The organism is Streptomyces sp. CNH189 (assembly GCF_000527195.1).
The window spans coordinates 44871-66561 of record NZ_AZUS01000030.1 but is presented as its reverse complement, the minus strand read 5'-3'; the positions used below and the strand labels follow the sequence as shown (position 1 = coordinate 66561).

The 21691-nt window shown below is 74.5% G+C and carries 18 protein-coding genes; 8 read left to right on the top strand and 10 right to left on the bottom strand.

The window, feature by feature from the left end:
* The first annotated feature begins 117 nt into the window (after positions 1-117).
* From B100_RS0131190 to B100_RS0131170, 5 genes are all read left to right on the top strand, one after another.
* Complete coding sequence (locus B100_RS0131190; protein WP_024888300.1) at positions 118-1425, top strand: cation:proton antiporter domain-containing protein; 1308 nt, start codon at positions 118-120, stop codon at positions 1423-1425.
* A 77-nt stretch (positions 1426-1502) separates the two neighbouring features.
* Positions 1503-2441 (top strand): hypothetical protein, encoded by a 939-nt coding sequence (locus B100_RS0131185; RefSeq protein WP_024888299.1) that lies wholly within the window; start codon positions 1503-1505, stop codon positions 2439-2441.
* A 178-nt stretch (positions 2442-2619) separates the two neighbouring features.
* Positions 2620-4380: a SpoIIE family protein phosphatase gene (locus tag B100_RS0131180; RefSeq protein ID WP_024888298.1), complete on the top strand. Its 1761-nt coding sequence runs from the start codon at positions 2620-2622 to the stop codon at positions 4378-4380.
* Positions 4381-4529: 149 nt separating this feature from the next.
* Positions 4530-5699: an alpha-lytic protease prodomain-containing protein gene (locus B100_RS0131175; RefSeq protein ID WP_024888297.1), complete on the top strand. Its 1170-nt coding sequence runs from the start codon at positions 4530-4532 to the stop codon at positions 5697-5699.
* Positions 5700-5888: 189 nt separating this feature from the next.
* Entirely contained in the window at positions 5889-7211 is a 1323-nt protein-coding gene (locus B100_RS0131170) for a lipase family protein (protein WP_024888296.1), read from the top strand.
* Positions 7212-7415: 204 nt separating this feature from the next.
* Here B100_RS0131170 and B100_RS0131165 read toward each other — a convergent pair whose 3' ends face one another.
* On the bottom strand, positions 7416-7955 hold the full coding sequence (locus B100_RS0131165; RefSeq protein ID WP_024888295.1) for a snapalysin family zinc-dependent metalloprotease: 540 nt from the start codon (positions 7953-7955) through the stop codon (positions 7416-7418).
* 222 nt (positions 7956-8177) lie between these two features.
* Here B100_RS0131165 and mgrA point away from each other — a divergent pair, with 222 nt between their 5' ends.
* Both mgrA and B100_RS0131155 read left to right on the top strand, forming a co-directional pair.
* Positions 8178-9221, top strand: a complete 1044-nt coding sequence (gene mgrA, locus B100_RS0131160; RefSeq protein ID WP_024888294.1) for an L-glyceraldehyde 3-phosphate reductase — start codon at positions 8178-8180, stop codon at positions 9219-9221.
* A 92-nt stretch (positions 9222-9313) separates the two neighbouring features.
* On the top strand, positions 9314-9796 hold the full coding sequence (locus B100_RS0131155) for an MSMEG_6728 family protein (RefSeq protein ID WP_024888293.1): 483 nt from the start codon (positions 9314-9316) through the stop codon (positions 9794-9796).
* Positions 9797-9851: 55 nt separating this feature from the next.
* On the opposite strand, the gene B100_RS0131150 is transcribed toward B100_RS0131155, so the two are convergent.
* The 9 genes from B100_RS0131150 to B100_RS0131110 all read right to left on the bottom strand — a co-directional run bounded on the left by B100_RS0131150 (position 9852) and on the right by B100_RS0131110 (position 21364).
* A complete protein-coding gene (locus B100_RS0131150) occupies positions 9852-11132 on the bottom strand; it encodes an ABC transporter substrate-binding protein (RefSeq protein ID WP_024888292.1) in 1281 nt (426 codons plus the stop codon).
* Positions 11129-12268, bottom strand: coding sequence for a branched-chain amino acid ABC transporter permease (locus B100_RS0131145; RefSeq protein WP_024888291.1), 1140 nt, complete (start codon positions 12266-12268; stop codon positions 11129-11131). Before B100_RS0131145 ends, B100_RS0131150 begins: the two co-directional genes overlap by 4 nt.
* The gene (locus B100_RS0131140) at positions 12261-13157 is read right to left on the bottom strand and encodes a branched-chain amino acid ABC transporter permease (protein WP_024888290.1); all 897 of its coding nucleotides are present in this window, start codon (positions 13155-13157) and stop codon (positions 12261-12263) included. The genes B100_RS0131145 and B100_RS0131140 overlap by 8 nt, the downstream gene beginning before the upstream one ends.
* Complete coding sequence (locus tag B100_RS0131135; RefSeq protein ID WP_024888289.1) at positions 13154-13957, bottom strand: ABC transporter ATP-binding protein; 804 nt, start codon at positions 13955-13957, stop codon at positions 13154-13156. Before B100_RS0131135 ends, B100_RS0131140 begins: the two co-directional genes overlap by 4 nt.
* The gene (locus B100_RS0131130) at positions 13954-14736 is read right to left on the bottom strand and encodes an ABC transporter ATP-binding protein (RefSeq protein WP_024888288.1); all 783 of its coding nucleotides are present in this window, start codon (positions 14734-14736) and stop codon (positions 13954-13956) included. The genes B100_RS0131135 and B100_RS0131130 overlap by 4 nt, the downstream gene beginning before the upstream one ends.
* Before the next feature lie 523 nt (positions 14737-15259).
* Positions 15260-16519 carry an RsbRD N-terminal domain-containing protein gene (locus B100_RS0131125; protein ID WP_024888287.1) on the bottom strand — a complete coding sequence of 420 codons (1260 nt, stop codon included), beginning with the start codon at positions 16517-16519 and terminating at the stop codon, positions 15260-15262.
* A 143-nt stretch (positions 16520-16662) separates the two neighbouring features.
* Positions 16663-19461, bottom strand: coding sequence for a LuxR C-terminal-related transcriptional regulator (locus B100_RS0131120; RefSeq protein ID WP_024888286.1), 2799 nt, complete (start codon positions 19459-19461; stop codon positions 16663-16665).
* Between the two features lie 231 nt (positions 19462-19692).
* The gene (gene bdeA / locus B100_RS0131115) at positions 19693-20598 is read right to left on the bottom strand and encodes a bis(hydroxyethyl) terephthalate hydrolase (protein ID WP_024888285.1); all 906 of its coding nucleotides are present in this window, start codon (positions 20596-20598) and stop codon (positions 19693-19695) included.
* Between the two features lie 553 nt (positions 20599-21151).
* On the bottom strand, positions 21152-21364 hold the full coding sequence (locus B100_RS0131110) for a hypothetical protein (protein WP_024888284.1): 213 nt from the start codon (positions 21362-21364) through the stop codon (positions 21152-21154).
* Between the two features lie 114 nt (positions 21365-21478).
* On the opposite strand from B100_RS0131110, the gene B100_RS0131105 reads away from it, so the two are divergent.
* On the top strand, positions 21479-21685 hold the full coding sequence (locus B100_RS0131105) for a hypothetical protein (protein WP_024888283.1): 207 nt from the start codon (positions 21479-21481) through the stop codon (positions 21683-21685).
* The last annotated feature ends 6 nt before the right edge of the window (positions 21686-21691 follow it).

The following is a 21691-nucleotide window of genomic DNA, read 5'->3' as shown; positions in this document are numbered from 1 at the left end:
CGGGCCGGCGGACCGTCCCCGGCTTCCCCGGCCCGTGTCGCAGGTCACGCGCCATGGTCAGGCATTTCCGGCCGGACGGGCGGCTTGCGCACGAGAAGGTGGGGGCACAAGTGAGCGGTGACCACAGCAGACTTCCTTTTCGCCCTCCTCGGCGCGGTCGCCCTCGGCGCGGCCGTGCTGCCGCGGCTGCTGGACCGCAGGCCGCTGTCCCTCCCCCTGGTGTTCCTCGGCCTCGGCGCCGTCGTCCAGCTGCTGCCCCTCCCGCTGCCGGAGATCGACCCGGTGGCGGACGGACTGTGGGTGGAGCACCTGGCGGAGATCTGCGTGGTGCTGTCCCTCATGGGCGCGGGTCTCGCCCTGAACCGGCCCTTCGGCCTCGCGAACTGGCAGGGGGTGTGGCGGCAGCTCGGCATCACGATGCCGCTGACCATTGCCGCCGTCGCCGCCCTCACCTGGGGCCTGCTGGACTGGCCCGTCGCCGCGGCGCTGCTGCTGGCGGCCGTGCTCTCCCCCACCGACCCGGTGCTCGCCTCCGAGGTGCGCGTCGGGGAGCCGACGGACGCGGAGCACGACGAGGACGAGGTCCGCTTCACGCTGACCGGTGAGGCCGGGCTGAACGACGGGCTGGCCTTCCCCTTCGTCGCGGGGGCGATGGCCCTGGCGGCCGCGGGCGGGCAGCTGACCGGCGGCGGTGTCGGCCACTGGCTGCTCGTGGACGTGCTGTACAAGTGCGCGGCGGGCGTGGCCGCGGGGCTGCTCGTCGGGGCGCTGCTGGGCCGGCTGTTCTTCCGCGCCCGGTGGCAGGCGATGCGGCTGTCGGAGCACAGCGAGGGGTTCGTGGCCCTCGGCGCGACGTTCCTCGCGTACGGGGTGACGGAGCTGGTGCACGGCTACGGCTTCCTCGCCGTGTTCGTCACCGCCTGCCGGATCCGCTCGGCGGAGCGCACGCACGGCTTCCACGGGGTACTGCACGACTTCGTGGAGCAGATCGAACGGCTGCTGACGGCGGTGCTGCTGTTCCTGCTGGGCGCGTTCGTCGCCCAGGGCGGGCTGGCGCCGCTCAGCTGGCAGGGCGCGGCGGTGGGCGTGCTGCTGCTGCTCGCCGTCCGCCCGGTGACCGGGTGGGTCGCCCAGCTCGGCGCCGCGGCCGGCCCCCGGGAGCGGGTGGTCACCGCGTTCTTCGGCATCCGCGGCATCGGCTCCCTGTTCTACCTGGCGTACGCGCTGGACTCCCACGACTTCGGGGTGCCTCCTGAGGTGCTGTGGGCGGTGGTGACCTTCACGGTGGTCGCCTCGGTGGCGCTGCACGGGGTGAGCGCCACGCCTGTCATCGCGCGTCTGGACCGGCTGCGGCTGCACCGCGCCAAGGCGAAGGGCGCGGGGCACGACCCGAAGGACCACGAAGTGGCCGGGGAACGGTTGTGAACGTGCTGCCCGCGACCGCACGACACACGGCCCGCCCCGATGTGCGGGGCCGCCGGGTTCGGTGTTGTGTGGGGATCATGCGGCGTGAGGACGGGCGGGCCGGCCCGGTGGACGACGTCGAGGCGGTCCTCGACGAGCTGTACGCGCTGCCGCCGTCGGACTTCGTCGCCCGGCGTGAGGAACGCGCGGCGGCGGCCCGAACCGGGCGGCGGGCCGAAGACGCCCGCCGTATCCACGCCGCCCACCGTCCCACCCTCGCCGCGTGGGCGGCGAACCTGCTGCGGCGCTCACGGCCCGACGAGGCGCGGCAGTTCCTGGAGCTGGGGCAGGCGCTGCGCGAGGCCTACGCCACCCTGGACCCGAGCGGTCTGAAGGAGCTGTCGGCGCAGCGGCGGCGCATCGTCTCCGAGCTGTCGCGGCAGGCGGCGCAGCTCGCGCGGACGGCCGGACACCCGCTGTCGGACGCGGTGCAGCGGGACGTGGAGACGACGCTGCGCGCGGTGCTCGCCGACCCGGAGGCGGCGGCCGTGTGGGACGCGGGCCGGGTGGAGAGCGTGCTCACCCCTCCCTCGGAGTTCGGTGCGGAGGCGGTCGCCGCCGCGCCGGCCCGCCGCGAGCCGGCGCGCACCCGGACGTCGCGTACGAAGCCGGCGGCGGCACGCAAGAGCGAGGACGAGGCCGCCGGGCGGCGGCGTGCCGAACGGGAGGAGCGCGCGGTCCGGGCGCGGGAGGAGGCGCGGGCCGCAGAGGCGCGGCTGCGTGAACGGCGCGACGCCCGCGAGGACGCCCGGAGGGCGCTGGAACGGGCCGGGGAGCGGGAGCGGGAGGCCGGGGAGCGGGTGGCCGAGCTGGAGGAACAGCTCGGGCGGGCCCGCACCGAACGGGAGCGGACGGGGACCGAACGCGCGGAGGCCCAGAAGCGGGACGACGCCGCCGTGGACGCCCTCGCCGGGGCCGAACGGGAGGCGGCGGCCGCCGCGCGCCGGGCCGGACGGGCGGAGAGGGACAGCACGTGACCGACGGCGGACGACCGCGCGAGCGGGCGCGAGGGTTCCGGCGCCCCGGGTACCCGGGGCGCGTACCCACGTGCGGACGCGCCCGGGCAGGGGCGCCCGGCCGGGACGGCGGTACACAGGAGGTGGGGCGCCACGTGACCCAGCGGGAACGGGCCGCCCGCAGGACGGGGGGTACGGCATGACACACGAAGACATCAGGGACACGGACACCGGAACCGCGGGCACCGGCAACACGGCGGGCGGACGGACCGCGCCCGTACCGGCGTCGCTGTCCTCGTTGATGGTGTCCCTCGACACCGGCGCCTACGTGGTGGACTCCAAGGGCGCCGTCGTCGCGGTCAACACGCACGCCGAACGGCTGCTGGGCCGGCCCGAGGAGGAGTTCCTCGGCCGCGACGCGCACGATCTGCTGCACCGCAGCCGGTACGGCGCTCCGCTGCCCCGCACCCAGTGCGGGATGCGGCACGCCTACATGGCCGGGCGCACGCTGCAGTCGGAGGAGGAGTGGTTCGAGCGCGGCGACGGTTCCCTCGTCCCGGTCTCCTGGCTGGTCACCCCGTGCCGCACCGACGACGGGGCCGATCGCACCCTGGTGCTCTTCCACACGCCGCACGACCCGGAAGAGGTGCGCGCACCGGGCAACCGGTTCATGAGTCCCCTGCCCGAGCTGGAGCGGCTCGCCCTGCTGGCCGAGACCACCACCCAGCTCACCGCCACCCTAGACGTCGAGACGGCGCTGCGCAGGCTGGTGCGGCTGGTGGTGCCGCAGCTCGCCGACTGGGCGGTCGTCGACCTGGTCACCGAACGCGGCGAGGTGCGGCGCACCACCGTGGTCCACGCCGACGACGGCGACCTGGTGCGCCGCGAGGACCTGCAGGGGCCCCTGCCACCCGTGCCGCAGGAGTCCCTGATACCGCTCGCCCGGGCGCTGCGCGGGGTCTCCCCCTCCCTGGCCGATCCCTCCCTGCACCGGACACCGGACTCCCCGCTCGCGGAGGAGCAGCGCCGGCTGTTCGCGGAGTCCGGCATCCACTCAGCGGCCGTCGCGCCGATCCGGGGGCTGCGCGAGGTGCTCGGGGCGCTGACCCTGGGCCGGGCGGACCGTCCGGAACCGTTCACCGCGGCCGACCTGCCGCTGCTGGAGGACATCTGCCGACGGGCCGGCCTGGCGCTGGACAACGCCCGGCTGTACCAGCGGCAGCGCACGGTCGCCGAGACCATGCAGCGCCATCTGCTGCCGCAGCTGCCGCGCGTGCCCGGGCTGGAGATGAGCGCCCGGTACCTGGCCGCGCCCGACGCCTCACAGGTCGGCGGCGACTGGTACGACGCGTTCGTACTGCCCGACGGGGCCACGGCACTGGTCGTCGGGGACGTCGTCGGGCACGACCTCGACGCCGCGGCCGGCATGGCGCAGATGCGCAACGTGCTGCGGGCGTACGCGTGGTCCCAGCAGGATCCGCCGAGCAGGATCGTCTCCCGGCTCGACCTGGCGGCCGTGCACATCACCGAGGTCACCATGGCCACGCTGTTGTTCGCCCGGATGTCCCCCGTCGGGGACGGCCGGTGGACGCTGTCGTGGACCAACGCCGGCCACCCCCCGCCGCTGCTGGTCACCCGGGACGGCGAGGCCCGCTACCTCACCGACGGGCACGGCATCCTGCTCGGTTCCGGTACGGACCGCCCCCGGCCCGACGGGGAGGTCGAACTCCCGCCGGGGGCGACGCTGTTGTTCTACACCGACGGTCTGATCGAGGAGCCCGGCCGCGATCTGGAGGAAGGGATGGAGCGGCTGCGCGTCCACGCGGCCGCCCTGGCCCAGCAGTCGCCGGACCGGTTCACCGACCTGGTGCTGGAGCGGGCCCGGCCGGCCGACAACGACGACGACGTCGCCCTGCTGACCGTCCGCGTCCCCGTCGACGGAGCGGCCTCACGGCACTGACGGCCGGCCAACTGCGTCCACTTGGCCGGGAGTTGGCCTAGACCAGCGACGATCCGGACCGCTAGACTCCCCCTCGACTCGGGTTGAGAGCGCTCTCACACGTGGTTGTTCCACCCCCACCTCGCTGGAACGACGAAGGGCCACCTTCCATGAGAAGACGCACCGGACTCACGCATGCCGTCGTCGCCGCCGCGCTCCTGATCGGCAGCTTCACCGCCGCGGGCACGCTCCCGGCCTCCGCGCACGACGCCCCCGCCACCACCGGCACCGACGCGGCACCCGCCTCCCCCGGGCTGCTGCGGGCGATGCAGCGCGACCTCGGCCTGACCCCCGCCGAGGCGGAGGAACGGCTGGCCGCCGAACGCGAGGCCACCGCCCTGGCCGCCAAGGCGCGCAAGGCCGCCGGATCCGCCTACGGCGGCTCCTGGTTCGACGCCGGCAACGGGAAGCTCACCGTCGCCGTCACCCCGGACGCCGACGCCACGACCGTACGCACCTTGCGCGACTCCGGTGCCGCCGTGCGCACCGTCGCGCACACCGAACGGCGGCTGGACGCGGCCAAGTCCCGCCTCGACCGGCTCGACGCCCCGGCTGGCGTGGCCAGTTGGTCCGTGGACCCGGTGGCCAACTCGGTCGTGGTGAACGTGGTCGACGGCCGGCGGACCGACAACGATGTCCGTGCCTTCGTGGGCAAGGCCCGCGAGGCCGGCCCGGTCACCGTGCGGACCGTGCGCACCGCCCCCAGCACCTTCGCCGCGGGCACGGTCGGCGGCGACCCGTACTACACCGGCAACGTCCGCTGTTCCATAGGCTTCTCGGTGCACGGCGGCTTCGTCACCGCCGGGCACTGCGGTGGCGCCGGGCAGCAGGTGAGGGGCTGGGACGGCTCGTACATCGGCAACTTCCAGGGCTCCTCGTTCCCGGACAACGACTACGCCTGGGTGAACGTGGGCAGCGGCTGGTGGACCGTGCCGGTGGTGCTCGGCTGGGGCACCGTGTCGGACCAGCTGGTGCGCGGTTCGGCGGAGGCGCCGGTGGGTGCCTCGATCTGCCGCTCGGGCTCCACGACGCACTGGCACTGCGGCCGCGTGCTGGCCAAGAACGAGACCGTCAACTACGCCCAGGGCGCGGTGCACCAGATGACGAAGACCAGTGTGTGCGCCGAGGGCGGTGACTCGGGCGGTTCGTTCATCAGCGGCGACCAGGCCCAGGGTGTCACCTCCGGCGGCTGGGGCAACTGCTCCGGCGGGGGCGAGACCTGGTTCCAGCCGGTCAACGAGATCCTCAACCGCTACGGGCTGACGCTGCACACGGCCTGACCTTCCGGCAGCGAACGGGCGGGCCCCGCCGAGCGACTCGGCGGGGCCCGCCTCCTGTGCTGCCCGAGGCCCCTTCGGCTCCACGTCCACAACAGTTACCGGTCCGTAACTTACACGTGGGTTACCGGCGGTAAGTGAGCGCTGTTAGTTTTCGGTTCCATCTTCTGCAGCCGCAGCGAGGAGAGAGCCGTGAGCCGTATCAGCAGCGTGCTGACCACCGTGGTCGCCACGACGGCGTGTGTGTGCGCGTCCGCTCCACCCGCCGCCGCGACCGATCCGGTCGTGTCGCGGGGCGTGACCATCCCCGCCTTCTACTCCCCGCCCGCCGAACTGCCGTCGGGCAACGGCAAGCTGATCCGCCATGAGCCGCTGCGTCTCGGGCTGAGCCTGCCCGGCCTGGGCGGCCGCCGGCTGCCGGGCACGGCCACCCGCCTGATGTACACCTCGACCGACGCGAACGGGCAGCCGGTCGCCGTCACCGGCGCCTACATCGAGCCGTCCGCCGACTGGAAGGGCACCGGACCGCGCCCCCTGGTCGTCGTCGGCTCCGGCACCATGGGCCAGGGCGACCAGTGCGCCCCCTCCCTCGCCCTGGAGAACCCGCTGACCCTCACCGGGGAGACCCTGTCGTTCGGCTACGAGAACCTGGCGGTCTACCGCCTGCTCGCCACCGGCGCGGCGGTCGTCGTCACCGACTACGTCGGCCTCGGCGCCACCGACCGGCTGCACACCTACGTCAACCGCGTCGACGAGGGCCACGCGATGCTGGACGCCGCCCGGGTGGCGCGCTCCGTACCCGGCGCGTCCGTCACCGCCGCCTCCCGGGTGGGGATGTACGGCTACAGCCAGGGCGGCGGCGCCAGCGCCTCCGCGGCCGAACTCCAGAGCGGCTACGCGCCCGACGTCCCGCTGGTCGGCACCTACAGCGGCGCGCCGCCGGCGAACCTGACGGACGTGACCAAGGGCATCGACGGCAGCGCCCTGGCCGGCGCGCTGGGCTGGTCCATCAACGGCTTCGCCCAGACCTCGCCGGCCCTGCGGGCCGTGCTCGAGGCGAACATGAACGAGGCCGGGCGCGAGGCGCTCGAGGACATCTCCACCACCTGCGTCGGCGACGCGATCCTGGGCTACGGCTTCACCAGGAGCACCAAGTGGACGAAGAACGGCAAGTCCGTCGGCGACATCATCGCCGGTGAGCCCGCCGCCCAGGCAGTGCTGGACGACCAGCGCATCGGGCGCCTGCGGCCCACCGGGCCGGTCCGCGTGGCCACCGGCGTGCAGGACGACATCGTGCCGCACGGCCAGGCCCGGCAGATGGCCGTGGACTGGTGCAAGAAGGGCGGCGACGTCACCTACAAGGCGGTCCGGCTGCCGAACCTCGGCGACAAGCTGCTGACCAACCATCTGGCGCCGTTGCTGACCGACCAGGGCGACGCGATCGAATGGCTGACCGACCGGCTCAAGGGCAAGGCCACCAGCTCGAACTGCTGGACGATGCCGATCCAGCCGTGAGGGCCGGCAGATGACATGAGCCCCGTCCCGCGACCGCGGGACGGGGCTCATGAGCGGAGCGCCGGGCAGGCCTTGCACCTGCATCTCCCCGCAGGAAGCGGGGCGTCTTTCCTTGGACCACCAACGCACGGCCGGGCGGCGGGGTTCCGTCCTCGCCGCGACCTGGGACAACCATAGCGGTGATCGCCCCGATAGTCACATCGGTCACATGACCAGCCCGGCGAGGGCTCCGTCGAAGTTCTTCTCGACCTGCGCCTGCTCGGCCGCGTTCGGCCGGGCGACGGTGCAGGAGGGCCCGGCGCTGGCGCCGGACATCAGGCTGGAGCAGGGGCCGGGCTTGCGGTCGGGCAGGCCCAGGACGTGGCCCAGTTCGTGGGCGGCGATGCGGACGGTGGAATGGCCCGCGTCCACCGCCTGGCGGCCGAAGTGGACGGTCCCGCTGCCCATGGACGACGGCACGGTGCGCGGCCAGCCGTCGTCCACGACGATCCGTATGTCGGCGCGCTCCCCGGAGGCCACCGGACGCAGTTCCACACCGTCGACACTGTCGTTCCAGACCGCCGCTCCCCGGTCGACCGCGGACGCGAACTTCCCGGCCCCGCTCGTGTCGTAGGTGAGCACCCGGGTCTCCCCCGCGGGCGCCGCCGTGTCGGCGGCCTTGACCCTCACGGCCTGCCCGCCCACCACGGGTCCGTACAGGAGGAATACGGCGGCCACGGCGCCGGTGAGCGTACGGATCCGCATGGTCGACCTCCTGTGGGGGGAAGGCGGCGGGCCGAGGTGCCGCTTCGGAGCGACTTCCCGCCGCCCGGCCGGTCAATCACCGGGCCCGGCGATTCAGAAGCGCTGGTACTCAATCCCATGCGACGTATCGGTTGGACTTCCGGATCACCCGGGGGCACTGTGGGGCCAGGACCGACACCGTCCCACGGGACACCCCCGCCCGCATCACCGGAGAACGCCCCGATGAACCATCTCGCCAGTCCCGACCGCTACGACGGCACCATGCGCTACCGGCGCACCGGCCGCTCGGGCCTCGACCTCCCGCTGCTGTCCCTGGGCTACTGGCACAACTTCGGTGACGACCGGTCCTTCGAGAGCCAGCGCGCCATCGCCCTGCGCGCCTTCGACCTGGGCATCACCCACCACGACCTGGCGAACAACTACGGCCCGCCCTACGGCTCCGCCGAGATCAACTTCGGTCGGCTGATGCAGCGGGACCTGGCCCCGTACCGCGACGAGATGGTGATCTCCACCAAGGCCGGCTGGGACATGTGGCCCGGCCCGTACGGCCAGGGCGGCGGCTCCCGGAAGTACCTGCTGGCCTCGCTGGACCAGTCCCTGGAGCGCATGGGCCTGGAGTACGTGGACATCTTCTACTCGCACCGTCTCGACGCCACCACTCCCCTCGAGGAGACCATGGGCGCCCTGGACACCGCGGTGCGGCAGGGCAAGGCGCTCTACGTCGGCATCTCCTCCTACGACGCCGAGCGCAGCCGCCAGGCCGCGGAGATCCTGCGCGACCTGGGCACCCCGCTGCTGATCCACCAGCCGTCGTACAACATGCTCAACCGCTGGATCGAGACGGACGGCCTGCTGGACGTGGCGCAGGAGGAGGGCTTCGGCGTCATCGGGTTCACCGCCCTGGCCCAAGGGCTGCTCACCGGCCGCTACCTGGACGGCGTGCCGCAGGACTCGCGGGCCGCCGCCGGGACCTCCTTCGACGCGGGCTGGCTGACCGACGACATGCTGCGCCGGCTGCGGGCCCTGAGCGACATCGCGGCCCGCCGCGGCCAGACGCCGGCGCAGATGGCCCTGGCCTGGGCGCTGCGCGACCCCCGCGTCACCTCGCTGGTCATCGGCGCCTCGCGCACCGAGCAGCTGGAGCAGAACGTGGCGGCGCTGGAGAACCTCGACTTCACCGCCGAGGAGCTGGCCGAGATCGACACGTACGCCACGGAGGGCGGCGTCGACCTGTGGCGGGACGCCCGCCAGGGCGCGCTGGGCTGACCCCGTCGGGGGCCGGTGAGGTGTGCTCCGCCCGGTTCGGGGAACTGAGGTGCGGAGGACCGCTTGGCCCCCCACCGTTCGGACGGCCGCCCATGCAGACCTTCCTTCCCTACCCCGACTTCTGCGGATCCGCGCTGGTGCTCGACCGGAAGCGGCTCGGCAAGCAGCGGGTGGAGGCGCTCCAGGTGCTGCGCGGGCTGATCGTGCCGGGCTACGGCTGGCGCCGCCATCCCGCGGTGCGCATGTGGACCGGGTACGAGGAGGCGCTGGTGCGCTACGGCCTGGACGTGTGCCGGGTCTGGCGCGACCGGGGCCACCAGGACAGCTGTGCCGCGACCCTGGTCGCCGACCTCGCCACCGTCCGGCCCGGCGCTCCGGTGCGCGAGCAGCAGGAGCTGGCCAGGGCCGGTGAGCTGCCGCCGTGGCTGGGAGACGACGCCGTGCACCGCAGTCACCGCTCCGCGCTGGTGCGCAAGGACCCGGACGTGTACCGGGAGCTGTTCCCCGGCGAGCCGGACGACCTGCCGTACGTCTGGCCGTCCTCCGACCGCGACCCGGAGGCGGCGGCCGGCTGAGCACCGACGCCCCGGCGCACCTCACGGGAGGTGCGCCGGGGCGTCGGCGGTCGTGTCAGCGGGCGGACAGGTACTCCTCGACCCCCGGGGCGGTGTGCGCGTCCTCGGCGTTCACCACGCCGCCGACCGCCTTGGCGTCGGGCTTGAGCACGTACGTCTCCACGCTGGCGGGACGGTTCACGTCGGAGAAGTTCTGCGGCGTGCCCAGCCCGGTGTCGGCGTTGGTCTGCGAACGGTGCGCCTTGACGACGTCCTCCCGGCTCAGGCCGCCCGCCTCACAGGCCTTGGCCAGGTCGGAACCGATGAGCTGGGCGGCGTTGTAGCCCGACAGCACACCCGAGTCGACCGGGGAGTCCGGGTACTTCTTCTTGTACGACGCCACCATGCGCTCGACGCCGGGCAGGTCGGAGCTGACCGCGGGCGCGGCGCTGACCACGCTCAGCATCGCCGCGAGAGCGGGCGCGGCGGGCGTCTCCATCAGCTGGGGCGCGAACCCGGGGGCGCTGCTGACCACGGGGACCTTCAGGCCGCGTGAGGCGGCGACACCGACCAGGGAGGCGGTCTGCGCCGGTCCCGCGCTGATCAGGACGGCCTTGACACCCTGCTTGCGCAGCGCCGAGACCTGCGCCGACAGATCGGTGTCCGTGGCCTGGATCTTCTGGCCGGCCACCTTGATCCCGGCCCGCTCGGCCGCCCAGGTGGAGCCTTCCAGGGCGTTGGCCCCGTAGTCGCCCTCGAAGTAGACGTGGCCGATGGTGTCGCCCTTCTTCAGGCCCTTGGTGCGGGTGAGGAACTCCACCGCGGCGATCATGTCGACGTCGTAGGTGGTGCCGAGCACCTGGACGGCGTCCTTGCCGAGCAGGGAGGCGGCCCAGGCCTGCGGGAAGGTGAGCATCTTGTCCCGCTGGATGTCGTCGAGCAGGGCGGCGACCACCGGGGAGCCGATCACCTGGGGCAGCGCCACCACGTCCGGGGCGATGTCGGCGTAGGCGGTGACGGCCTTCTGCACGTCGTAGCCGTGGTCCTTGACGACGATCTCCACCTTGCGGTCGCAGATGCCGCCCTTGGCGTTGGTCTCGTCGGCCCACATCTGCTGGGCCTGCACGATGCTCTTGCCGAGGGTGGCGTAGGGGCCGGTCAGGTCGGTGAGGGCGCCCAGTCTGATGGTGTCGGCGTCGACGCCGGGCCCGGTGCGGACGCCGTCCGCGGCGTCGCCGCCCTTGTCTCCGTCGTCCGCCTTGGAGCTGCATCCCGTGGCCGCGAGCAACAGGGCGAGGGTGCCGGCGAGGACGGCCCCGGCGGCGCGGCGGGGACGGCGGGTGTACGTGGTGTTCACGGGGTGTGCTCCTTGGGTCGTGCGGCCGCGGCCGGCGGCGGCGGGGGAACGGCGGGGTCCGGGGAGGAGGTCGGTTCGCGGCGGCGCCGCAGGCGGTCGCGGGCCCGGCGGGCCAGACCGTGCAGTCCGTCGGGGGCGTACAGCAGGACGAGGACGATGGCGGCGCCGTACAGGTAGCGGGCGGCCTCGGTGGGGCCGACGGCGCCGTCGGTGGAGCCCGGTGCGGCCACCAGCGGGAGCTGGTCGGCGTAGCGGGTCATCAGCAGCGGGAGCGCGGTGACGAAGACGGCGCCCGCTGTGGCGCCGGCGACCGAGCCGAGGCCGCCGATGACGATCATGGCGAGGTAGTCGACGGACAGCACCAGCGAGAAGTAGTCGGGCACCACCCGGCGGAAGACCAGCGCGAGCAGCACTCCCGCGAGGCCCGCGTACATCGACGACACCACGAAGGCGGCGGAGCGGTGCCGGGCCACGTCGACGCCCATCACGGCGGCGGCGGTCTCGCTGTCGCGCAGCGCGGCCAGCGCCCGTCCGGGGCGGGAGCGCAGCAGGCCCCGGGCGGTGAACCAGGTGACCGCGAACAGGGCCAGGCCCAGGAACCACAGCCGTTCCTCCGCGCCGAACGGTACGCCGAGCACGGTCAGTTCGTCGCTCGCGTCGAAGGTGAAGCCGCCGAGGGCGAGCGGCTGGACGGAACGGCCGTTGAAGCCTCCGGTGACCGAGTCGGCGGTGAGCAGGACGTGGTGACCGAGGAAGACCAGGGCGAGGGTGGCGATGCCCAGGTAGATGCCCTTGACCCGGCCGGCGACGGGGCTGAACAGCCCGCCGGCGACGCCGGCCATCAGCACCGCCAGGGGGGCGGCCAGGGCGGACGGCAGTCCGGGTCCGGGGTCACCGGCCAGCCAGGCGTAGCCGTACGCCCCGACGGCGAGGAAGAAGGCGTGGCCCAGGGAGAGCTGGCCCGCGGTGCCGCTGAGCAGGGCGAGGCCGACGGCGCCGATGGCCGCCGCCATGGAGAACAGGCCGATACGCAGCCAGAAGGCGTCCAGGTAGAACGGCGGCAGGCACAGGAGCACGGCGACCGTCAGCAGCGTCGCCCGGCGGCGGGTGAGGAGCGCGGTGAGCCGGTCAGACACGGGCCGCTCCCTTCGCGCCGAACAGCCCGTTGGGCCGTACGAGGAGCACCAGCAGCATCACGGCGTACGGGGCGACGTCGCCGAACCCCTCGCCGAGGACGTGCAGTTCGGACTGGTAGCCGATGACGAGGGACTCGGTCAGCCCGATGATGAGACTTCCCGCGAGGGCGCCCGTCGGGGAGGCGAGTCCGCCGAGGATGGCGGCGGGGAAGGCGTTGAGCGCGATCTGGCCGGTGGTGCGTTCCAGGCCCGGGGCCGGGAACGCGGCGAGGAACACCGCCGCCAGCGCGGCGAGCGCGCCCGCCAGGCACCAGGCGCCCGCCCGTACCCGGCCCAGCCGTACGCCCATCAGCGCGGCGGCCTCCATGTCCTCCGCCGCCGCCCGCAGGGACAGGCCCCAGTTGGTGAAGCGGAACAGCGCGAACACGCCGGCGATGACCACGGCCGACACCACGATCGCGGCGAGACGGCTGTCCGCGACGGTCAGGGGCCCCAGTTCGGTCACCGCGTCGCCCCACGGGTCGCCGAGCGTCAGCAGGTCACCGCCGATGCGCCGGGCCAGCTCGGTGAGCAGCACGATGTCGATGCCGATGGTGACGATGGTCTGCACGTGCGCGGAGTGGGCGTCGGTGCCGCCGCGTTGCAGCAGGAACCGGTCCATCGCCCCGGCGAGGGCGGCCGTGACGAGGACCGCGAGGGCGAGTGCCCCGGCGAAGCCCAGGTCGTCGTGGAGGACGGCGACCAGGTAGCCGCCGAACAGGAGCAGGGAGCCGTGGGCGAAGTTGAGCACGCCCGAGGCCTTGAAGATGACGACGAAGCCGAGGGCGACCAGCGCGTACACCGCGCCGAGGGCCAGTCCGCCCAGCAGGCTGTCCAGGAGGTCCGTCATGCCGCGTCCTCCCCGGTCGCGTCGGTGCCGAGATAGGCGCGCAGCACCTCGGGGTCCTGGCGGACCTCGTCGGGCGTGCCGTGTGCGATGGGCCGGCCGAAGTCCAGCACGGTGACGTCGTCGGCGAGGCGCATCACGAGCCCCATGTCGTGCTCCACGAGCACGACGGACAGGCCGAGTTCGGCGCGGAGTTCCCCCACCACCTCGGCGGTGCGGGCGCGTTCGGCGGCGTTCATGCCGGCCACCGGTTCGTCGAGCAGCAGCACACGGGGCTCCAGGCAGAGGGCGCGGGCGAGTTCGACGCGCTTGCGGTCGCCGTAGGACAGCAGGCCGACCGGGGAGTCGAAATGGGCTCCGAGGCCGGTGAGTTCGGCGATCTCGCGGGCACGGGCGAGGTGCTCGCGCTGTTCACGCCGGGCGCCCGGCAGCCGCAGGGCGCTAGCGGTGAACCCGGCACGGGTCAGGGCGTGCCGGCCGAGCATCAGGTTGTCGGCGACGGTGCCCTGGGTGGTGACGATGTTCTGGAAGGTGCGGGCCACGCCGAGCGCGGCGATGCGGTGCGGGGCGAGCCGGGTCAGCTCGGTGTCGCCGAGGGTCACGCGGCCGGCGGCGGGGCGGCACAGCCCCGACAGCACGTTGAAACAGGTGGACTTGCCGGCGCCGTTGGGTCCGATGAGCGCGTGCACCGAGCCGGGGGCGACGGTGAAGGACACGCCGTCGAGCGCGGTGAGCCCGGCGAAGCGCACGGTGACGTCCCGTACGGCGAGCACGGGCGGTGCGATGGTGGTGCGGTCCTTCACGCGGCCCCCTGGTCCTGCGCCGACTCGCCCAGGTAGAGGCGGCGTACGGCGTCGGTGCGGGCGAGTTCGTCGGCGGGGCCGGACAGGCGGGTCTCGCCGACCTCGAGGACGTGCGCGTGGCTCGCGAGGGAGAGCGCCATGCCGGCGTTCTGCTCGACGAGGAGCACGGCGGTGCCCTGGGCGTTGATCTCACGGATCACCTCGGCGATCCGGTACACCATCTGCGGGGCGAGGCCGAGGGACGGCTCGTCCAGGAGCAGCAGCCGGGGGGCGGCCATCAGGGCGCGGCCGATGGCGAGCATCTGCTGCTCGCCGCCGGAGAGCAGTCCCGCGGCCTGGTGGGTGCGTTCGGCGAGCCGGGGGAACAGCGTGAAGACGCGGTCGCGGGCCTCCTGGACCTGGGCGCGGCCGCGGCGTCCGAGGCCGAGGCCGCCGGAGCGGAGGTTCTCGTCGACGGACAGCCCGGCGAACACCCGGCGGCCCTCCGGGACTTGGACGACACCGGCGCGGACCGCGGCGACGGGGTCCTTGCCGTCCAGCACCGTGTCGCCGTAGCGGATGCGCCCGGCCGTGACGGCACCGCGGTGCAGGCGCAGGGTGCCGGAGACGGCGCGCAGCAGCGTCGTCTTGCCGGCGCCGTTCGCGCCGAGCAGGGCGACGACCGCGCCGGGTGGCACGGTCAGGGACACGGAGCGGAGAGCGGACAGCGCGCGCCCGTACGTGACGTCGACGTTCTCGACGTGCAGCGCGGGCAGGCCGTCCGGTGGTGCTTCGGGCATCACGACTCCTCGGGGCCGTCGCGCGGGGCGGCGACGGCTTCGGGGGAAGGGGTGCTCACGACAGCACGGGGGTGAGGGGGCGGTACAGCGGTTCCGCCCCGCATGCTGCGGTGTACCAACGGGGGTGGGGGTGGGTTGTGCGGGTGCCCATGCGGGCGGCAGGTCTGTGCCGCGCCCACGAGGTGGGGTGGTTCTGGTTCGGCGGCGGGTGCGGGGTGGTGGGGGCTGGGCGCGCAGATCCCCGCGCCCCCTGGGGGGTGCGGGGCGCCACCGGTGGAGCGGCGGTCCGCTCCACTGCGCCCACGGGGTGGGGTGGTTCCGGTTCGGCGGCGGGTGCGGGGTGGTGGGGGCTGGGCGCGCAGATCCCCGCGCCCCCTGGGGGGTGCGGGGCGCCACCGGTGGAGCGGCGGTCCGCTCCACTGCGCCCACGGGGTGGGGTGGTTCCGGTTCGGCGGCGGGTGCGGGGTGGTGGGGGCTGGGCGCGCAGTTCCGCCCGGCCCCTTGGGGGTGCCTCCCGCGCGCCCTAAGGGCGTAGGAGGTTGCGGGCTGTGAGGGCGAGGCTGGCTTCTATGAGGTCGGTCGGGCGGGAGAGGGAGCGGCCGGTGAGTTGTTCGTAGCGGCGCAGGCGGTTGAGGACCGTGTTGCGGTGGCAGTAGAGGCGGCGGCTCGCCCGCTGGGCGGAGCCGTCGCAGGCCAGCCAGGTGGCGAGGGTGTCCAGCAGGACCTCGGCGTCGGCCGGTTCCAGACCGGCCAGCGGGCCCAGCAGCCGGTCGGCCAGCGCGGCGGCGAGGTCGGGGCTCGACGCCACCAGCGCCGCCGGCAGGTGCTCGGTCAGCCGGACCGTGCCCCCCTGCCCGGGACACAGCCGCAGCGCCGTGTCCGCCAGCCGGCGCGCCTCCCCCACGGCCGCCAGACCTTCGACCACGCTGCTGACGCCCACCCGCACGCCGGGCGGCTGCTCGTCCGGGACGATCGCCGCCACGTCACCCTCGACCAGCACGATGCCGTGGTCGGTGTCCACGCCGGTGTGCCAGTGCACGCGCACACCGGGTGCGAGGGCCGCCTGGGCACCCGTACAGCCCGCGGACCGGGCCCCCTCGACCGCGACCACGACGTACCGGCCCTGCTCCGGCAGGTCCAGCGCCTGGGCCGCCTCGGGAAGGTCGGCGATGCGGCTCGTGCCGTCCAGCAGGGCCGCGGCCAGCAGACGCACCCTGTTCTCCCTCCGCCACGCCAGTTGCCGTTCGGTCTGCCGGTAGGCGTCGGCGACGATGGTGGAGTGCTCGTCGACGAAGTCCCACACGTCGGACGCCACGTGGACCAGCAGCCGTACGTCCTCCGGCGCCGCCCGCGACGTCTCGTCCACCAGGCCCTGCCACACCAGTGAGCCGCCCAGCCGGAAGGCGTGCAGCACCGCGTCCAGCGGCAGGCCCTGCTCGGCGCGGGTGGTGCCGATCTTCCAGGAGCAGCGCCGCGCCGCCTCCCGGGCGCCGCGCGGGTCCAGCAGCGAGGAGACGCTGTGCCGCAGCGAGCGGTGCACCTCCTGCCAGGTGGCGACGGCGTCGCCTTCGACGGCGGTGCGGTAGGCCGGCTCCTGCTCCTGGAGCACGGCGACCAGCCGGTCCGTCAGCTGGGGCAGGTCGTCCAGCAGGACGCGGGCGGCCCGGTGCAGCACGCGCAGCGCGTCGGCGTCGATCAGCGACCGCACGCGCGGTGTCCGCGACCGGGGTGCGGGCACGGGTCCGGGGCGCAGCAGGGTACGTGGCCGTACGGCGTGAGGCATGGCGCATTCCCCCCAGGGTCGGGCTTCCCGGCGGTGCCCGTGCGGCGACCCCGTACCGGCGCCCGGCAGGTACGGGGAGCCCGCGGGCCGGCCGCCGTCGGACTCGTCCTGCCCCGAAGGATGGCATACCGTCCGGTCGGTCCCTAGAGTCGTGCACCGGTCTTTTCCTCCTGCTCGACCAGACGCACCAGCTCGACCCGGGAACGGAGCCCGAGCGTGGCGAACACGTTTCGCAGGTGGTAGTCGACGGTACGGGTGCTCACGGACAGCCGGAAGGCCACCTCCCGGTTGGTGGCGCCCTCGGCGACGCACCGTGCGATCCGCAGTTGCTGCGGGGTCAGCCGGGCCAGCCCCCCCGCCTCCGTGGCCGCCGCCGGGGCCGCGCCGCCCGCGCGCAGCTCGGCCGCGGCCTGCTGCGCCCACAGTCCCGCGCCGCAGCGTTCGAATCCGATCCGCGCCTCCTCCAGCCGGGTACGGGCCTCACGCAGCCGGCGCCGGCGGCGCAGCCACTTGCCGTAGAGCAGTTCGGTGCGCGCCCGTTCGAAGTCGCCCGCGTCGTCGTCGTGCCGGTCCAGGGCGCGCAGGTACAGCTCGTCGGCCGCGTCCGGCGCGGCCAGCAGGGCGCGGCAGCGCAGGAGTTGGGCGGGAGCCTGCGGATCGGCGCCGCAGGCCGCCCACAGCGCGAAGTCCTCCACCACCGCGGCCGCGTACTGGGGGCGGCCTGCGGACGCGGCGGCCTCGACGAAGCAGGGGACGGCCAGCATCCACACCGCGAAGTGGCCGCGGCGGGCGCCCGGGCGGACCAGCGGCCCCAGCCGCGCGGCCGCCTCGCGGGGGCGGCCGGCGCCGAGGTCGGCGCGGGCGGCGGCCCAGTGGGCGAGGGTGGCGGCCTGCGCGAGCCCGTGACGGCGGGCGGTGCGCAGGGCCGCCTCGGCGTGCTCGCCGACCAGGTCCACCTCGCCCTCGATGGACGCGGCGAGGGCGAGGACGGCGTGGTGGTGCGCGGCGGTGTTCCGCTGCCCGGCGCGCTCCGCCGTGCGCAGGCCTTCCTCGGCATGGGTGCGGGCGAGCTGGTGGCGTCCGGCGCGCAGTTCGGCGTACGCCAGGTATTCGAGGGCGCGGGGTTCGAGGGCGGCGGACCCCGACGTCCGTGCGGCGGCTAGGGCCCGGGCACCGGCGCGACGGGCGGCGGTCACCTCGCCGAGCATGAGGGCCGCCGCGGCGGAACGGAGGAGGGGGGCGGGATCGGTGCCGTGCAGTCCGCGTTCGAGCACGCGTCGCAGCGGGTGCGCGGCGAGGTCGAACCGTCCGAGCAGGACGGCGCGCATGCCGTCCCGGTGGTCCCGGGCGACGTCGGCGTTGGGGCCGGCGTCCGGCACGGGTGCGGTGGGCGGGGTGCCCGTCGCGCTCGCCCGTGCCGCCCTGCGGGACGGCGGTCCGCAACGGCGCGCGGCCTTGGCGGCGGGTCCCCCCACGCCCCCGGCCAGGGCCCCGGCGGGAACGGCGGAGGGTTCCGGCGTGTCGGTTCTCGGGACACGGACGCAGGCGGTGGCCAGGGGGGTGACGGGCGGTGCGTAGGTGGGGGCCAGGGCGGACAGGCAGGCGGCGGGGTCGCCGGCCGACCAGGCCGCGTCCGCCGCGCCGAGGGTGGCCCGGGTGGCGGCGTGCGGGGCCGTGGGGGCCAGCAGGCCGGCGGCGAGCAGAAAGGACTCGTGGGCGTCGTCGACCGGGCCGTCGGCCAGCAGTACGGCGCCGCGCAGGAGCTCCGCGCCGCCCCGCACCGACACGGGCGCGCCGGGGCCACGGGCCAGGTCGAGCAGGCGCCGGGCGTCGCAGGCGTGGCCGGCGAGGAGGGCCTGTTCGGCGGCGGCGAGGTTCCGCCGGGCGCGGTCCGCGTCGTCCGGGGTGAGCTCCGCCGCCCGGGCCATGGCGCGTTGGCGGAGTGCGGGCGTCGCCGGGCACACCGGATCGGCCGCGGCCGCCGCCAGCGCGTCCGCGAGGCCGGACGCCGGGCCGGTCACGGCCCACGAGCGGTGCAGCAGGGCGAGGACTGCGTCCGCCTCCGCCATCGCGCCGGCCAGGGCGCGGTGCGCGGCACGGCGGCGCTCGGGCGGCGCGCAGGCGTACACCGCCCTGCCCACCAGCGCGCTGCGGAAGCGCAGCCGGCCCTCGGCGCGGGCCAGCACCTCGGGCAGCGGCCCCTCCGCCACGGCGCCGCACGCCCGTAGGACGAGGCCGGCGTCCGCGTCCTCCTCCCCCGTCGCCCGTACGGCCGCCGCCGTGGTCAGCAACAGGTTCCCGCACTCCCCCGGCGGGCCGGGCAGGCGTCCGCCGGCCACCCCGGCCAGCACCTCGGCGTCGACGAGCGGCCGGGGCAGCGTCCGCGCGCCGGCTAGCTGGGCGGGCGACAGCCGGTGGACCGACGCCCGCAGCAGTGCGGGGTTGCCCTCGGCGGCCGTCACCAGTTCCTCCCGCACGGCGGGGTCGACGGCGCCGTCCGCGGCCCCCTCGACCAGGAGCGCCGCGTCGCCGGGCGTGAGCGGGCCGAGCCGCAGTACGGGCAGGCCCGTGAACTCCCGGTCCACCGGCCGGTGTCCGGCGACGGTCAGCAGCAGCACGGCCGGCGGGTCCGACTCCCGTACGCGCGCCGCCGCGTGTCCCAGCACGGCGCGCGACGGGGCGTCCCACAGGTGGGCGTCGTCCACGCAGACGAGCGGCGGCCCGTCGGCGGCGGCCGTCCGCAGGGCGTCGTCCAGCTCGCCCACACGGTTCGCGCCGAGGTGCCGCACCGGTCCGTCGTGGAAGAGGCGGGCGGCGGTCTCGAGGAACGTGGTGCGGCCGCAACCGGGTTCACCGGTGACGACACGGACGCCGCCGTCGGTGCGCAGCGCGTCCAGCAGCTCGGCGACCTGCTGCTGTCGCGCGGTCGTGTGTCCGGTCATTCCCGTGACCTTACTCACGCGTAAGGTCACGCGGAAGGAGTTCGTCCGACGGTGGGTGAACGCGCAACGGCCGTACCATCAGGGGCTTTCCCCGTGTCGCGCACGGTACGGCGTGTGACGCCGCCCAAGGCGGGAGGCGCCCCTCGGTGCGTGCGCACAACGCCGGTGGCGGCCCGCGTCGTACGCGGACCGCCACCGGTGGTACGGGCGCCGGGTGCCTGGCGCCCTGGATCAGGAGGTGTGCGGGCAGTTGCCCCGCGACTCCTCGATCGTCAGGCTCGGCCGGGGCAGCGGGCAGAGGAACTGCTCGTAGCGGGTGTCGTTGTCGATGAAGCGCTTCAGCCAGGAAATGCTGTACTTCGCGATCGTCGTGTTCGACGAGTTCGGGGTGAAGTGCGTGGCGTTGTTGAGCTCCAGGTAGCCCCGGTCCAGGGACGAGGGCAGGTTGTTGTAGAAGGGCTCGGCGTGGCTGGCGACGGGGGCGATGGAGTCGCCGTCGGCGCCGAAGATGAGCGTGGGGGTCCGGAGTTCGGGCCAGGTCTTGTCGAGGTTCCAGGGCGTCAGCGGGATGGCGGCCTGGAGGGACGGCCGGGTCTTGGCGGCCTCGAGGGAGCCGCCGCCGCCCATGGAGTGGCCCATGACGCCCAGTCTGCTGCTGTCCACGCGGTTGCGGACGGAGCTGCGCTGGGTGAGGTAGTCCAACGCGGCCAGCAGCTGGTCGCCTCGGGAGCCGGGCTGGTCGACGGTGGTGTTGGTGTCGATGGTGAACACCACGAAGCCCTGCGAGGCGAGACGCGGGCCGAGCCAGGAGATGGAGGACTCGAGCGCGGTGAAGCCGGGCGAGATGGCGATGGCGCCGAAGGTGCCGTCGGCGGTGGTCGTGGGGTAGTAGATGGTGCCGCCGCCGAAGCCGGTGGCGGCGAGCCGGGAGACGGAGGTCTGTGACACCGCGTACGGGCCACGCAGCGCCTCGATGCTCGATTCGGTGGGCGCCGGCCCGCGCTCGTAGGGGTTGTCCGCCGCCGCGTGGGCGCCCGGGCCGGTGAGCGTGCTGAGGCCGACGACGGCGGCGAGCGCCGCGGTCAGTCCGGCCAGACGGCCGGTCCTGCGCCTGCTGGTGTGGGGGTGCTGCTGCACGACGAGTGGTCCTCTCTGTCGCGGCGGGCGGCCCGGTCGGCCGGTGCACGGGGTCACGGCGTGAGTGGGGAGCCGTGCGGTGGCCGGGGGCGCCGCCTTTTGACTGGCGGTGCCACTGTCGAGGGGGAGGTGTCGTGGGGGGACCGGCGAAATCACCGGTCTTGAGCGGGGTGGGGTCGCGCCAGGGTGGGGGGTGGTGGGTTTTCGCGCAGTTCCCCGCGCCCCTGAGGGGGTGGGGACGCCCTGTGCTTCAAGCGAAGGGCGCGGCGTGGTGAGGGCCGAGCGCGCACTCCCCCGCGCCCCTGAGAAGGATGGTGGCGCCCTGCCCTTCAAGCGCAGGATGCGGCGTGGCGGGGGCTGAGCGCGCACTCCCGCGCGCCCCTGACGGGGTCCACTCGCCCTCGTGGAAGCGCGCCCCTCAGGAGGGTCCACTCGGGCTCGTTGAAGAGGGAGGCATGACCATGCCCGGCCGGGGTACCCGGACGGGCATGGTCACCGTCGGAGTCGGCGCTGACGGTGGCGGCGACGGCGCCCCCTCCGGGGCGCCGTCGCTTTATGCCGCGTCGTAGACGTGGGCCCGGCCGCCGACCCACTTCACCCAGGCCGGATCGTCCAGCAGCCGCTCACCCTCCGGCAGCCCGACGCGTCGCAGGAACTCCACGACGTCCCGGTCGGAGTAGGCGAGGCCGACGATCTCCCCGCGCACGGTCACGCGCCGGCCGCCCGAGCCGAGCGGCGGGTGCACCACGATCGGAGCCTTCGTCATCACTCCAGGATCCGCCCGTGCCGTCCCGTATGCATGCCGGGCCCTCGTGTCACCCGACTGGCCCGCCGGACGAGCCGTCCGGCTCCCCGCCATGCTGATATGGAAGCGGCCTCCATGCCTACCCGGAGGGAGCTGGGAATGCACGAGATGTGGTGCGGTGCAGACACTTCGGGGGAGCCGGTCTGGCATGTCCTCACCCCCGACAAGACCTCGACGCTGTGCGGGGTGGAGAAGGAGGAGGAATCACCCCGACGCGACACGACGGACCGGCACTGCTTCTCCTGCATGCAGTCGTTCCAGGCCGTCGTGGCGTCCCACTGAGGACTC

Bases quoted from the DNA above. Each gene is read 5' to 3' on its own strand.
- B100_RS0131185 (WP_024888299.1), top strand. From the start codon at position 1,503: ATGCGGCGTGAGGACGGGCGGGCCGGCCCGGTGGACGACGTCGAGGCG.
- B100_RS0131180 (WP_024888298.1), top strand. From the start codon at position 2,620: ATGACACACGAAGACATCAGGGACACGGACACCGGAACCGCGGGCACC.
- B100_RS0131175 (WP_024888297.1), top strand. From the start codon at position 4,530: ATGAGAAGACGCACCGGACTCACGCATGCCGTCGTCGCCGCCGCGCTC.
- B100_RS0131165 (WP_024888295.1), bottom strand. From the start codon at position 7,955: ATGCGGATCCGTACGCTCACCGGCGCCGTGGCCGCCGTATTCCTCCTG.
- mgrA (WP_024888294.1), top strand. From the start codon at position 8,178: ATGAACCATCTCGCCAGTCCCGACCGCTACGACGGCACCATGCGCTAC.
- B100_RS0131155 (WP_024888293.1), top strand. From the start codon at position 9,314: ATGCAGACCTTCCTTCCCTACCCCGACTTCTGCGGATCCGCGCTGGTG.
- B100_RS0131140 (WP_024888290.1), bottom strand. From the start codon at position 13,157: ATGACGGACCTCCTGGACAGCCTGCTGGGCGGACTGGCCCTCGGCGCG.
- B100_RS0131130 (WP_024888288.1), bottom strand. From the start codon at position 14,736: ATGCCCGAAGCACCACCGGACGGCCTGCCCGCGCTGCACGTCGAGAAC.
- B100_RS0131125 (WP_024888287.1), bottom strand. From the start codon at position 16,519: ATGCCTCACGCCGTACGGCCACGTACCCTGCTGCGCCCCGGACCCGTG.
- B100_RS0131120 (WP_024888286.1), bottom strand. From the start codon at position 19,461: ATGACCGGACACACGACCGCGCGACAGCAGCAGGTCGCCGAGCTGCTG.
- B100_RS0131110 (WP_024888284.1), bottom strand. From the start codon at position 21,364: ATGACGAAGGCTCCGATCGTGGTGCACCCGCCGCTCGGCTCGGGCGGC.
- B100_RS0131105 (WP_024888283.1), top strand. From the start codon at position 21,479: ATGCCTACCCGGAGGGAGCTGGGAATGCACGAGATGTGGTGCGGTGCA.